Origin of the sequence: Roseburia sp. 499 (assembly GCF_001940225.2) — a bacterium.
Taxonomy (GTDB): Bacteria; Bacillota; Clostridia; order Lachnospirales; family Lachnospiraceae; genus Petralouisia.
The window spans coordinates 2005288-2019063 of sequence record NZ_CP135164.1 but is presented as its reverse complement, the minus strand read 5'-3'; the positions used below and the strand labels follow the sequence as shown (position 1 = coordinate 2019063).

Annotated in this window: 7 protein-coding genes, 2 tRNA genes and 3 rRNA genes; 11 read left to right on the top strand and 1 reads right to left on the bottom strand. The window is 43.4% G+C overall.

Annotation, left to right across the window (positions count from 1 at the left end; all coding sequences use genetic code 11):
- Position 1: 1 nt before the first annotated feature.
- From BIV20_RS09970 to BIV20_RS09925, 10 genes are all read left to right on the top strand, one after another.
- Positions 2–2449 (top strand): ATP-dependent Clp protease ATP-binding subunit, encoded by a 2448-nt coding sequence (locus tag BIV20_RS09970; RefSeq protein ID WP_075720591.1) that lies wholly within the window; start codon positions 2–4, stop codon positions 2447–2449.
- A 62-nt stretch (positions 2450–2511) separates the two neighbouring features.
- Positions 2512–2928, top strand: coding sequence for an endosialidase (locus BIV20_RS09965; protein ID WP_075720590.1), 417 nt, complete (start codon positions 2512–2514; stop codon positions 2926–2928).
- 81 nt (positions 2929–3009) lie between these two features.
- Positions 3010–4377, top strand: coding sequence for a DNA repair protein RadA (gene radA, locus BIV20_RS09960; RefSeq protein WP_075720589.1), 1368 nt, complete (start codon positions 3010–3012; stop codon positions 4375–4377).
- 16 nt (positions 4378–4393) lie between these two features.
- Positions 4394–5059 carry a deoxyribose-phosphate aldolase gene (gene deoC / locus BIV20_RS09955; RefSeq protein WP_075720588.1) on the top strand — a complete coding sequence of 222 codons (666 nt, stop codon included), beginning with the start codon at positions 4394–4396 and terminating at the stop codon, positions 5057–5059.
- 17 nt (positions 5060–5076) lie between these two features.
- Complete coding sequence (map, locus tag BIV20_RS09950; RefSeq protein WP_083655176.1) at positions 5077–5844, top strand: type I methionyl aminopeptidase; 768 nt, start codon at positions 5077–5079, stop codon at positions 5842–5844.
- A gap of 460 nt (positions 5845–6304) precedes the next feature.
- Positions 6305–7837 (top strand): 16S ribosomal RNA (locus BIV20_RS09945).
- A 187-nt stretch (positions 7838–8024) separates the two neighbouring features.
- Positions 8025–8142 (top strand): 5S ribosomal RNA (gene rrf, locus BIV20_RS09940).
- A 7-nt stretch (positions 8143–8149) separates the two neighbouring features.
- Positions 8150–8222: transfer RNA gene (locus BIV20_RS09935), tRNA-Ala, on the top strand.
- Positions 8223–8405: 183 nt separating this feature from the next.
- A 23S ribosomal RNA gene (locus tag BIV20_RS09930) occupies positions 8406–11295 on the top strand.
- The 16S, 23S and 5S rRNA genes sit together here with 2 tRNA genes alongside, the layout of an rRNA operon.
- 106 nt (positions 11296–11401) lie before the next feature.
- A tRNA-Trp gene (locus tag BIV20_RS09925) sits at positions 11402–11472 on the top strand.
- A 391-nt stretch (positions 11473–11863) separates the two neighbouring features.
- On the opposite strand, the gene larC is transcribed toward BIV20_RS09925, so the two are convergent.
- Positions 11864–13141, bottom strand: a complete 1278-nt coding sequence (gene larC, locus BIV20_RS09920; protein WP_075720556.1) for a nickel pincer cofactor biosynthesis protein LarC — start codon at positions 13139–13141, stop codon at positions 11864–11866.
- Between the two features lie 384 nt (positions 13142–13525).
- Between larC and BIV20_RS09915 the strand changes: the two genes are divergently transcribed.
- Positions 13526–13753, top strand: a complete 228-nt coding sequence (locus BIV20_RS09915; protein WP_075720554.1) for an HPr family phosphocarrier protein — start codon at positions 13526–13528, stop codon at positions 13751–13753.
- Positions 13754–13776: the final 23 nt, after the last annotated feature.

Sequence of the window (13776 nt, the reverse complement as noted above, 5' to 3'; positions counted from 1 at the left end):
AATGCAGAAACAGTATACACAAAAGGCCAGAAGAGCACTAGAACTGGCTGCGCGTTTATCACAAAAGATGCAGCATAATTATATAGGAACAGAGCATATTCTGTTGGGGCTGATTCAGGAAAAAACCGGAGTGGCAGCACAAGTCCTGATGGAGAATAAGGTAGAGGCAGAAAAACTGTTGGATTTGATTCAGGAATTGATTGCTCCGGCCGGAGATGTATTAATTTTGGATGAAGACGGTTATTCTCCACGAACTACGAATGTTTTAGAAAATGCGGGGAAAGAAGCAGAACGCTTTCGCAACGAGGAAATAGGAACAGAGCATCTTTTATTAGCAATTTTAAAGGAAAGTGAATCAGCAGCGGTACGACTTTTGCATACCATGGGAATTAATCTGCAGAAGTTATATATCGACTTGTTGGTTGCTATGGGGGAAGAGGGAAGCTTTTCCAAAGAAGAACTAAAATCCGCTAAGTCCAGAAAAAAGAATTTGGAAGCAACACCGGTGTTGGATCAGTATTCAAGAGACTTAACGAAATTGGCGCAGGAAGGTCAGATGGACCCGGTAATCGGAAGAGAGCAGGAAATACGCAGAGTAATTCAGATATTAAGTCGAAGAGGAAAGAATAATCCGTGTTTAATCGGAGAGCCGGGAGTAGGAAAGACAGCTATTGCAGAAGGACTTGCCCAGCAGATTGCCATGGGAGCAGTGCCGGATTCCGTGGCAGGAAAACGTGTGGTAACATTGGACTTATCCAGCATGATTGCAGGTTCTAAATATCGTGGTGAGTTTGAAGAACGTATAAAAAAAGTGATAAGAGAAGTGGTATCAGCCGGAAACATTCTATTGTTTTTAGATGAACTTCATACAATTATTGGTGCAGGTGGCGCAGAGGGTGCCATGGATGCATCCAATATTTTAAAGCCGTATTTGGCAAGAGGCGAGCTTCAATTGATTGGCGCAACCACAATTGAAGAGTATCGGAAATATATAGAAAAAGATGCAGCTTTAGAGCGTCGTTTCCAGCCGGTTATGGTGGAAGAACCATCTGCAGAGGAGACCATAAAAATTTTAGAAGGATTGCGTGGTTTATATGAGAAGCACCATCAGGTGAAGATTACAGATGAAGGAATAGAAGCAGCCGTAAAGCTTTCTGAACGCTATATTTCAGACCGATTTCTTCCGGATAAGGCAATTGACCTTATGGACGAGGCAGCAGCCAGAGTGCGTCTGCAAGGCGTAAAGACAGTAGTGCCTTTACAAGAAATGCAAATTCAAATTCGTGAATTGGAAGAAGAACTGGAAGAAGCAGTTCAGCAAATGGAACTGGATAAGGCCTCAGAGTTAAAAACGAAAAGAGAAGAATTACAGGAACAGTATAAGAAACTGCAGGAGAAGGCAGGAAAAGATAGCAGAAGAAAGAAGCCACAGGTGGGAGAAAATGAAATTGCCGAGGTGGTTTCGCAGTGGACTAAGATTCCGGTGAAAAAGCTGGCAGAAGAAGAAACTGCACGATTGAGAAAACTGGAATCTGTACTTCATAAGAGAGTGATAGGGCAGGAAGAAGCAGTTAGCGCAGTTGCCAAAGCAGTACGACGCGGAAGAGTAGGACTCAAAGATCCTAATCGGCCAATTGGTTCTTTCTTGTTTTTAGGACCTACCGGAGTAGGAAAGACAGAAATATCCAAGACACTTGCAGAGGCAATGTTTGGAACAGAAAGTGCCATGATTCGAGTAGACATGTCAGAATATATGGAGAAACACAGTGTTTCTAAAATGATTGGATCACCACCAGGATATGTGGGATATGAAGAAGGCGGACAGCTAAGCGAAAAGGTAAGGCGTAATCCGTATTCTGTTATTTTATTTGATGAAATCGAAAAGGCACATCCGGATGTATTCAACATTCTGCTTCAGGTATTAGATGATGGTCATATTACCGATGCTCAGGGACGAAAAGTGGACTTTAAGAACACCATTATCATCATGACATCAAATGCAGGGGCACAATCTATTATTGAGCCGAAGCGGCTGGGATTTGCATCAGTGGAGGATGCAAAACATAATTATGAGTTGATGAAAAATGGGGTTATGGAAGAGGTAAGAAGAATTTTCAAACCGGAATTTTTAAATCGTATCGATGAGACCATTGTATTCCATGCCTTGACCAAGGAAGACATGAAGAAGATTGTGACGCTTTTAAGTAAGAATTTAATCAATCGTTGCCAAAGCCAGATGGGAATTAACTTAAATATTACTTCCGGAGTGAAGAAGTATATTGTAGATAAGGCATATGATCCGAAGTATGGTGCCAGACCGTTACGTCGAATGATACAGAGTAAGATTGAGGATGGACTGGCAGAAGAAGTGCTGGCAGGCAGAGTAAAAAATCAGGATACAGTAAATGTGGTTTTAAAGAAAAAAGAAATTGCATTTGTGAAGGTATAGCTGTATAATGTTAGATACAAAAAGAACGTAAGACAAATGATTGTCAACAGGAGGATAATAAAATGGCTGTAATAGAAGAGCTGATTCGTACAGAGGACGGAAGCATCAGTTTTGGTAATTATACACTGGCATCCAAGTCCAAAGTGGAAGATTTTGAGTTTGGTGGAGATTTATATAAGGTAAAGACATTTAAAGAGATTACCAAATTAGAGAAGAATGGAATGTTTGTATATGAGTCTGTACCTGGAACTGCAGTACATCATTTGCAGGAAACAGAGGCAGGTGTATCATTTGAAGTAGAAGGAAATGAAGATGCACAGATTACTTTGGAATTGGAAGATGAAGCAGAATACAAAGTATTTGTAGATGATGTGAACGTAGGACATATGAAGACGAATCTTGGTGGTAAGCTTAATTTAAGTGTAGAGCTGAATGAAGGCGTATCAGTAAAGGTTAAAATAGAAAAGACAGCTGAATAATAACAATGAGAAGAAAACGGGGTTGTTGTGTACCACAACAGCCCTTGTCTTTTGTAAATGGAACTGGATAGGAGGAAATAAATGGCGAAGGGGAAGAATGTTACTGTATATTTTTGTCAATCTTGTGGATACGAATCATCCAAATGGATGGGGCAATGTCCGGGGTGTAAAGAATGGAATACATTTGTAGAAGAAACCGTAGAGAAGAAGACTGCAGGAAAGCTGAAAAGTGTAGTAGGTGGTAATCAGGATTTAAAGTCCTATAAATTGTCAGAGATTGATATGCAGGAAAAAGAACGGATGAAGACACAATTTCCGGAATTGGATCGGGTGTTAGGCGGTGGAATCGTTCCGGGGTCTATGATATTAGTAGGTGGTGATCCGGGAATTGGAAAGTCCACGCTCTTACTTCAGGTGTGCCGGAATCTTGCAGATGCCATGAGCGTTTTGTATATTTCAGGTGAGGAATCTTTACAACAGATAAAGATGCGTGCCCAGCGGATTGGAAACTTTTCTGATAATTTGCAGTTGTTGTGTGAAACCAATTTAGAACGGATAGAACAAGTGATTGAGCGGCAGAAACCAAGTGTGGTAATCATCGACTCCATTCAGACTATGTATAACGAAGAAGTAAGTTCTGCTCCGGGTAGTGTTTCACAGGTAAGAGAATCTACCGGACGTTTGATGCAGATTGCAAAGGGAATGGGGGTTACGGTGTTTATTGTAGGCCATGTTACGAAGGAAGGAGTAGTAGCAGGTCCCCGTGTGTTAGAACATATGGTAGATACGGTACTCTATTTTGAGGGAGACCGCCATGCAGCCTATCGTATATTACGCGGAGTAAAGAATCGTTTTGGTTCTACCAATGAAATTGGTGTATTTGAGATGTGTGAAGAGGGATTACGGGAAGTAGAAAATCCGTCAGAATTTATGCTAAATGGGAAGCCGGAAGGAGCTTCTGGTTCTGTTGTGGCATGCTCTATGGAAGGTACTCGTCCGGTGCTGTTGGAGGTACAGGCGTTGGTGTGTCACAGTAGTTTTGGGATTCCACGAAGGACCGCTGCGGGAACGGACTTAAATCGTGTAAACCTTTTGATGGCAGTTTTGGAAAAAAGGGCAGGGCTTTCTATGTCAAATTGTGATGCTTATGTTAATATTGCAGGAGGTATCCGTATGAGTGAGCCTGCAATTGATTTGGGAATTGTTATGGCACTTGCTTCCAGTTTTCGGGATAAGCCTATTGATGAAAAAACTATTTGTTTTGGCGAAGTAGGTTTAAGTGGAGAAGTTCGTGCTGTAAATATGGCGCAACAGCGAGTGACAGAGGCACGAAAATTAGGATTTACAGCGTGTATTTTGCCTAAAGTATGCGTACCGACACTTACAGATACTGCTGGGATAAAAATCATTGGTGTAGAAAATATACAAGAAGCGATTGGCAGAATGTAAAAACAGGAGGCTTATTATGGAAAGAAAAGAAATTTTCGGAAAAGTTGATCATACATTATTGGCACAGACAGCTACATGGGCGGAAATTAAGCAGATTTGTGATGATGCAGTAGCCTATGGTACAGCATCTGTATGTATTCCGCCGTCCTATGTAAAAAAGGCACATGAATACTTGGGAGATAAGATGGAAGTTTGTACTGTAATTGGATTCCCGAATGGATACAATACCACGGCAGTAAAAGAATTTGAGGTGAAAGATGCCATTGCTAATGGTGCAGATGAAATTGATATGGTTATTAATTTAGGCTGGGTGAAGGATAAAAGGTTTGATTTGATAGAACAGGAAATCAAAACCTTGAAGTCCGCTTGTGGAAATAAAATTTTAAAAGTAATTATAGAAACTTGTCTGCTTACCGAAGAAGAGAAAATAAAAATGTGTGAAATTGTGACAGCGGCAGGAGCAGATTATATTAAGACGTCTACTGGATTTTCTACTAAGGGAGCTACTTTTGAGGACATAAAGTTATTCGCCGAACATGTAGGACGAGAAGTGAAAATAAAAGCAGCAGGAGGAATAGCTTCATTTGAAGATGCAGAAAAATTTGTTTCACTGGGAGCAGACCGCCTTGGAACAAGTCGAATTGTGAAACTTGCAAAAGAAGAAAGCAATACTAATATATAGAAAAGAGATGTAGAAACATGATATTAAAAAAGCCACAGATTATAGTGAAAAATAGAGAACAATTGGACGGAATACGTGAAAGTGGAAAAAGAAATATTGAGATTCTAGATACAGTGGCAGAAAAAATTCAAGAAGGAATGTCAACAGAAGACCTAGATCGTATTGTATATGAAACAACGAAAAAGTTGGGAGGGATTCCCGCTCCATTGAATTATGAAGGATTTCCGAAAAGTGTATGTACTTCTATAAATAGTCAGGTATGCCATGGGATTCCATCAGAAAAAGTGATTTTAAAATCAGGCGATATCATAAACGTAGATGTATCTACGATATACAAGGATTACTTTTCAGATTCTTCCAGAATGTTCTGTATTGGAAATGTATCAGCAGAAGCTAAAAAACTGGTAGAAGTTACGAAAGAAGCTATGGATGAAGGACTAAAACAGGTATATCCGGGAAATCGATTTGGAACTATGGGAGATGCTGTACATAAATATGCATTACAACATGGTTATACGGTGGTAAGACAAATAGGAGGACATGGAGTAGGTTTGGAATTTCATGAAGAACCATTTGTAAGTTTTGTATCAAAAGCAGGAACTGGAGCAAAGTTTGTACCGGGGATGGTATTTACTATTGAACCTATGGTAAATCAGGGGACGGATGGAATCTACATCGATGGAAATAATAACTGGACAGTATATACAATGGACGGCAAACTTTCTGCTCAGTGGGAAATCATGGTGGCAGTAACCGAAGAGGGGTACGAAATTATGGCATATTAAGGAAATTATGCTAAAATTTAAAATAATATAAAAAATACAGACAATTCAAACAATTCAACTAAAAACAGCATGAAAACTTACTTTAATTTTATTGTAGAAAGTTGTTGACACCAAACGACAAACGTGATAAGATAACATTCGTCGCTAAGAACGGCGATGAAAAATACAAATATTTAGTATTGTACAGAATAATCTGAAAAATACGAAAATATGTAAAAAAATAAAAAAGTTGTTGACAAGAGCAGATGACTGTGATAAGATATAGAAGTTGTCGCTTGAGACAACAAAACAAACAACATTGATAACTGAACAGTGAAACAACCTTGAAAGATTCTAAGAGTTTTCGCCTTTTAGAAGGCGAAAGAGTCAATAAAGACTGACAGAATTTTTGCAGGACAGCATCCAAAAGATGCGACCTTAAAACAGTAAAAGCCAGAAACAATTCTGGTTAGGAAAAACTTTTTTAGAGAGTTTGATCCTGGCTCAGGATGAACGCTGGCGGCGTGCTTAACACATGCAAGTCGAACGAAGCACTTAACTTGATTTTCTTCGGAATTGATTGTTCTGTGACTGAGTGGCGGACGGGTGAGTAACGCGTGGGTAACCTGCCTCGCACAGGGGGACAACAGCTGGAAACGGCTGCTAATACCGCATAAGCGCACAGCTTCGCATGAAGCAGTGTGAAAAACTCCGGTGGTGTGAGATGGACCCGCGTCTGATTAGCTAGTTGGTGAGGTAACGGCCCACCAAGGCGACGATCAGTAGCCGACCTGAGAGGGTGACCGGCCACATTGGGACTGAGACACGGCCCAAACTCCTACGGGAGGCAGCAGTGGGGAATATTGCACAATGGGCGAAAGCCTGATGCAGCGACGCCGCGTGAGCGAAGAAGTATTTCGGTATGTAAAGCTCTATCAGCAGGGAAGAAAATGACGGTACCTGACTAAGAAGCTCCGGCTAAATACGTGCCAGCAGCCGCGGTAATACGTATGGAGCAAGCGTTATCCGGATTTACTGGGTGTAAAGGGAGCGTAGGCGGCAGGGCAAGTCTGATGTGAAAACCCAGGGCTCAACCTTGGGACTGCATTGGAAACTGTTCGGCTGGAGTGTCGGAGAGGCAAGCGGAATTCCTAGTGTAGCGGTGAAATGCGTAGATATTAGGAGGAACACCAGTGGCGAAGGCGGCTTGCTGGACGATTACTGACGCTGAGGCTCGAAAGCGTGGGGAGCAAACAGGATTAGATACCCTGGTAGTCCACGCCGTAAACGATGAATACTAGGTGTCGGGGAGCAAAGCTCTTCGGTGCCGCAGCAAACGCAGTAAGTATTCCACCTGGGGAGTACGTTCGCAAGAATGAAACTCAAAGGAATTGACGGGGACCCGCACAAGCGGTGGAGCATGTGGTTTAATTCGAAGCAACGCGAAGAACCTTACCAAGTCTTGACATCCCAATGACCTAGTATGTAATGTACTATCTCTTCGGAGCATTGGTGACAGGTGGTGCATGGTTGTCGTCAGCTCGTGTCGTGAGATGTTGGGTTAAGTCCCGCAACGAGCGCAACCCTTATCTTTAGTAGCCAGCGGTTCGGCCGGGCACTCTAGAGAGACTGCCAGGGATAACCTGGAGGAAGGTGGGGATGACGTCAAATCATCATGCCCCTTATGACTTGGGCTACACACGTGCTACAATGGCGTAAACAAAGGGAAGCGAAGCCGTGAGGTGGAGCAAATCCCAAAAATAACGTCTCAGTTCGGATTGTAGTCTGCAACTCGACTACATGAAGCTGGAATCGCTAGTAATCGCGAATCAGAATGTCGCGGTGAATACGTTCCCGGGTCTTGTACACACCGCCCGTCACACCATGGGAGTTGGAAATGCCCGAAGTCAGTGACCCAACCGCAAGGAGGGAGCTGCCGAAGGCAGGTTCGATAACTGGGGTGAAGTCGTAACAAGGTAGCCGTATCGGAAGGTGCGGCTGGATCACCTCCTTTCTAAGGAAAATCGAGTAGAAGTTGTTTCACTGTTGAGTTATTAAGTAGAGCACTTGGTGAATCCGAGCAGAAGCGAAGGATGAAGTTAGTGCGAACTTAGTTCGAAGGAACTTAATGAGAACGAGCCTAAGGCGAAGGTCGAATTTAGTGAATCGAACTTCCTTATAAAAACTTAATGACAGGAATTTCTGGTGGTGATGCGCTTAGGGGACACACCCGTTCCCATCCCGAACACGATGGTTAAGACCTAAGCGGCCGATGGTACTATGCTGGAGACGGCATGGGAGAGCAGGTGGCTGCCAGATTACAAACGGGGGCGTAGCTCAGTTGGGAGAGCACCTGCCTTGCAAGCAGGGGGTCAAGAGTTCGAATCTCTCCGTCTCCATTCGTTAGAGGTGCCTGGCGATTCCGGGAAAGACTTCTAACAGAAATGTACCTTGAAAAGTTCACATAGAAAGATTGATGATAAGATTCAAGACATCAAACATCCGAGAATAACAAGTATCAAAGATACGAGCATCGAAAGATGCGGACCCGCGATGACAACGCTATGTCAGCGCGTAAAAGAGGTCAAGCAAATAAGAGCGCAGGGTGGATGCCTTGGCACTAAGAGCCGATGAAAGACGTGATAAGCTGCGAAAAGCTTCGGAGAGGAGCAAATATCCTATGACCCGGAGATATCTGAATGGGGAAACCCGGCTGGAGAGACTCCAGTCATCCATACGCCAATCCATAACGTATGGAAGGGAACCCGGTGAACTGAAACATCTAAGTAGCCGGAGGAAGAGAAAGAAACATCGATTTCGTAAGTAGCGGCGAGCGAACGCGAAAGAGCCCAAACCGGAATGCGTGCATTCCGGGGTTCGGACCGCATAATTGATTCAACGAGTTTAGCAGAATGGTTTTGGGAAAGCCAGCCAGAGAGGGTGAAAGCCCCGTAAGCGAAAAATAAGTTGACATGGCGGTATCCAGAGTACATCGAGACACGAGAAACCTTGATGGAATGAGCGGGGACCACCCCGTAAGGCTAAATACTCCTTAGTGACCGATAGCGCATAGTACTGTGAAGGAAAGGTGAAAAGAACCCCGGGAGGGGAGTGAAAGAGAACCTGAAACCCTGTGTTTACAAGCTGTGGAACATCCTTATGTGGTGAACCGCGTACTTTTTGTAGAACGGTCCGGCGAGTTACGTCATCTGGCAAGGTTAAGGACTGAAGGTCTGGAGCCGAAGGGAAACCAAGTCTTAATAGGGCGATTAAGTCAGATGGAGTAGACCCGAAACCGGGTGATCTACCCATGTCCAGGTTGAAGTTGCCGTAAAAGGCAATGGAGGACCGAACGCACATCCGTTGAAAAGGGTGGCGATGAGGTGTGGGTAGGGGAGAAATTCCAATCGAACCCGGAGATAGCTGGTTCTCCTCGAAATAGCTTTAGGGCTAGCCTCATGAGAGTCTGCTGGAGGTAGAGCACTGAATTTCCTAGGGGGCGTCAAAGCTTACCGAAGAATATCAAACTCCGAATGCCAGTCAGATGATTCATGGGAGTCAGACTATACGAGATAAGTTGGATAGTCAAAAGGGAAAGAGCCCAGACCACCGGCTAAGGTCCCAAAGTGCATGTTAAGTGGAAAAGGATGTGGGATTTCGAAGACAACTAGGATGTTGGCTCAGAAGCAGCCATTCATTCAAAGAGTGCGTAACAGCTCACTAGTCGAGAGGTCCTGCGCCGAAAATGTCCGGGGCTAAAACATGACACCGAAGCCGTGGGATGTATTTATACATCGGTAGAGGAGCATTGCTGACGCGACGAAGCAGTACCGAAAGGAGCTGTGGAGTGTCAGGAAGAGAGAATGCCGGAATGAGTAGCGAGAGGAAGGTGAGAATCCTTCCGGCCGAATATCCAAGGTTTCCAGAGTAAAGCTGATCTGCTCTGGGGAAGTCGGGACCTAAGGCGAGGTCGAAAGACGTAGTCGATGGACAACAGGTTGATATTCCTGTACTGCAGTATAACAGAACTGTGGGGACGTATGTGGAAAGCATGAGCCGGGAATGGAAAGACCGGTACAAGCGAGGTAGGAGTTAAGTTGGCAAATCCGCTTAGCAATCCGAAGACGTGATGTGGAGCGAACTAAAGTAGCGAAGCATGTGAGCCATGTACCAAGAAAAGCCGCTATTGTTTATACTGTACCCGTACCGTAAACCGACACAGGTGGATGAGGAGAGAATCCTAAGGCCGACGGGAGAAGCATTGTTAAGGAACTCGGCAAAATGACCCCGTAACTTCGGGAGAAGGGGTGCCCATCTTTGATGGGCCGCAGAGAATAGGCTCAAGCAACTGTTTAGCAAAAACACAGGTCTATGCAAAACCGAAAGGTGAGGTATATGGGCTGACGCCTGCCCGGTGCTGGAAGGTTAAGAGGAGAGGTTAGCGCAAGCGAAGCTTTGAATTTAAGCCCCAGTAAACGGCGGCCGTAACTATAACGGTCCTAAGGTAGCGAAATTCCTTGTCGGGTAAGTTCCGACCCGCACGAAAGGCGTAATGATTTGAGCACTGTCTCGACAATGCACCCGGTGAAATTGAAGTACCAGTGAAGATGCTGGTTACCCGCGCCAGGACGGAAAGACCCCATGGAGCTTTACTCCAGTTTGGTACTGGGATTCGGTACTGCATGTACAGGATAGGTGGGAGGCTTAGAAGTTGGAACGCCAGTTTCAATGGAGCCACTGTTGGGATACCACCCTTGCAGTATTGGATTTCTAACCAGCCGCCGTGATCCGGCGGTGGGACAATGCCAGGCGGGGAGTTTGACTGGGGCGGTCGCCTCCGAAAGGGTATCGGAGGCGCTCAAAGGTTCCCTCAGAATGGTCGGAAACCATTTGTAGAGTGCAAAGGCAGAAGGGAGCTTGACTGCGACACCGACGGGTGGAGCAGGTAGGAAACTAGGACTTAGTGATCCGGTGGTATAAAGTGGGATTGCCATCGCTCAACGGATAAAAGCTACCCTGGGGATAACAGGCTTATCACTCCCAAGAGTTCACATCGACGGAGTGGTTTGGCACCTCGATGTCGGCTCATCGCATCCTGGGGCTGTAGCAGGTCCCAAGGGTTGGGCTGTTCGCCCATTAAAGCGGTACGCGAGCTGGGTTCAGAACGTCGTGAGACAGTTCGGTCCCTATCCGGCGCGGGCGTAGGATATTTGAGAGGAGCTGTCCTTAGTACGAGAGGACCGGGATGGACGGACCACTGGTGTATCTGTTGGCATACCAATGCCATGGCAGAGTAGCCAAGTCCGGAAGGGATAAACGCTGAAGGCATCTAAGCGTGAAGCCCCCCTCAAGATGAGATATCCCATTCTTAGGAAGTAAGACCCCTTGAAGAGTACAAGGTAGATAGGGCAGAGGTGGAAGTGCAGTAATGCATGTAGCTGACTGTTACTAATCGGTCGAGGGCTTGACCAAGAACGGATGAAGATTTCTGTGTGAACTTTTTAAGGTATATGTAAAAAGTTATTGACAGAATAGATAAGTTCCACGTATAATATTACGTGGAATGTCTCATATGTAAAGGGGAATCATACAGCGGCAGTATTGCGGTCTCCAAAACCGTTCACGGGGGTTCGAATCCCTCTTCCCCTGCTCAAGCTGAGAGTACTTTACTCTCAGTTTTTTTGTGCGCTTAAATATTTGTTTCCCCTTTGCTTATAACACTTTTTATAGAAGAAAATGTTGCGTGAAATATTTACAGATAATGATGGATATGTTATCATAAAATAAATAAAAATTTGAAAGAAATGGGATGAAGCATATGTTAGCAGTTCTAATTGGCGGAGTAGTTTTGATTGCAGTCATTATTGCAGTAGTGGCTTCTGTTGCAGGGGCAGTAGCTGGTGTGGTAGATGAGGATGACTCAGAAGATTAGACAAGTATCGGAATAAAAATGTATTTTATAATGCAGAATAATAAAGACGTCACAGGATGATATTTTTTGTATCTTGTGACGTCTTTATATATTAAATTATTTTTTTATTTATTTGTTCTTGCGGTAAGCATCTTTGGCGGAATTCCATACCTCCTGGAAGGTGACACCGTGTTCTTTGGCAGCTTTGGCGACATCATCGTATTCGGGTTTGAATTTGTGGATACCATAACCGGAGTTAACCTTGATGGTAATGTTACCAAAAGGTGTAGAAACTTTTTCGTAAGAGGCATCCAGAATACGGCGGTAGCAAGGATGAATTCGGATTCCACGAGTGGTGGTATGTTCCAGAAGTAAGCGGCTGAAAATACTTTCTTGTTCCATGTTACAAAGGCAAGTTAATAGAAGACCGGAGCGATTTTTTTTCATGTGGACCGGAGTAGTAAATACATCTAGTGCACCTGCATCGAAAAGTACGTCTATAGCATAAGAAACAGCCTCTGGGGTCATATCATCCAAATTGCAGGATAACTCTAAAATCTGATCTAAATTATGAAATCCCTCTGTATAAAAATCTGGATGAGTTTCAGAATCATTTGAAACAGAAACAGTACTAGTAGGTTGAATATGCGGTAATTGCCGTTTTGTTGGAACCGGCATGATGTCCATATCACCAGAAAAAATCCGCAAACAGTTAGCGGTAGGAAAGTCTTTTGTACCCATGCCATAACCGGTTTTTTGTACAGTCATAGGTGGCATAGGAAGAAATTGTCCAACAAAATGTTTTAAAAGAGCTGCGCCTGTAGGAGTACACAATTCACCGTCGATAGTGCCGCTGTAAATAGGAACTCCTTGAAGAATTTCAGCAGTTGCAGGAGCTGGAACAGGAAGAATTCCGTGAGCACACGGAACAGTACCGCTGCCAACATGAACTGGAGAAGCAAGAATTTGTTCCGGTGCCAAAAGGTCTAGTAAGATGCAGCATCCTACAACATCCATTACTGCGTCTAGAGTGCCGACTTCATGAAAATGAATCTGCTGAATATCAGTGTGATGAACAGAGCTTTCGGCATCTCCAATTAATGTATAGATTGCTTTTGCATGTTCCTTTACTCGTGAAGAGATAGAAAGAGAGTCAATTTGTGCTAAAATTTCCGGATAACTAGTATGGGAATCCTCATTTTTTACATAAATGGAAACGTCCATTTTAGTTCCATAAATCCCACATTTTTCACAAGAAGAAGCAGTTAGAGAAATATTCTGGGAAAGCAGATGATTCATAGTATCCAGAAAGTCCTCCTGTTGTGCTGGCTCTAAAAGTTCGTAAAGTGCTCCCATGAGCATGTCCCCAGCAGCACCCATGCTGCAATCAATAAAAAGTGTTTTCATTTTGCATTACCTCCTAGTCAATCCCATTTCTTGTGGGCGTCAATTATTTTTTTACAGCATATAGTATTTTATGATAAGAAATATTATAGAATCTTATCAATAATTAGTCAAGGAATGAGAAGTGCCAAAAACTGTATAAATGAATAAAAACAGGAGAATAATAGTAGAAATAAAAAACAAATTGACGAAGAAAATAGGAATTATTCCTGATAAAACAAAAAAGTTTGCGTGTTTAAAACAGAAAATTCGACAAGAATTTACTTAATAAGCAGTAAAAATCAACGCTTTAATGCGGTAAATTTTACCTCCAAATGTTGACAAATTATAAAAAGATGATATAATTGCTTCATGTTCGATGGGGGCATGTAGAAAGGATTGAAGAAAATGAATGAAAGAATCATTAAATTAACAGATGCAGAAGAGGTACAAGATTTTGTACGCGCCGCTGGTCACTGTGACTTCGATATCGACATATCCTATCAGCGTATTGTAATTGATGCAAAGTCGATTTTAGGAGTTATGGGCCTTGGAATGGAAAGGGAACTGACAGTAAAGTACGGCGGAGAAGATTTTGAATTTGAAAATGTATTGAGTAAGTACAGTGTAGCTTAAACTGGGACATGTAAAGATAGACA

Excerpts from the sequence above, each read along its gene's own strand:
- map (WP_083655176.1), top strand. The coding sequence starts at position 5,077 with ATGATATTAAAAAAGCCACAGATTATAGTGAAAAATAGAGAACAATTG.
- BIV20_RS09965 (WP_075720590.1), top strand. The coding sequence starts at position 2,512 with ATGGCTGTAATAGAAGAGCTGATTCGTACAGAGGACGGAAGCATCAGT.
- radA (WP_075720589.1), top strand. The coding sequence starts at position 3,010 with ATGGCGAAGGGGAAGAATGTTACTGTATATTTTTGTCAATCTTGTGGA.
- BIV20_RS09970 (WP_075720591.1), top strand. The coding sequence starts at position 2 with ATGCAGAAACAGTATACACAAAAGGCCAGAAGAGCACTAGAACTGGCT.
- deoC (WP_075720588.1), top strand. The coding sequence starts at position 4,394 with ATGGAAAGAAAAGAAATTTTCGGAAAAGTTGATCATACATTATTGGCA.
- BIV20_RS09915 (WP_075720554.1), top strand. The coding sequence starts at position 13,526 with ATGAATGAAAGAATCATTAAATTAACAGATGCAGAAGAGGTACAAGAT.
- larC (WP_075720556.1), bottom strand. The coding sequence starts at position 13,141 with ATGAAAACACTTTTTATTGATTGCAGCATGGGTGCTGCTGGGGACATG.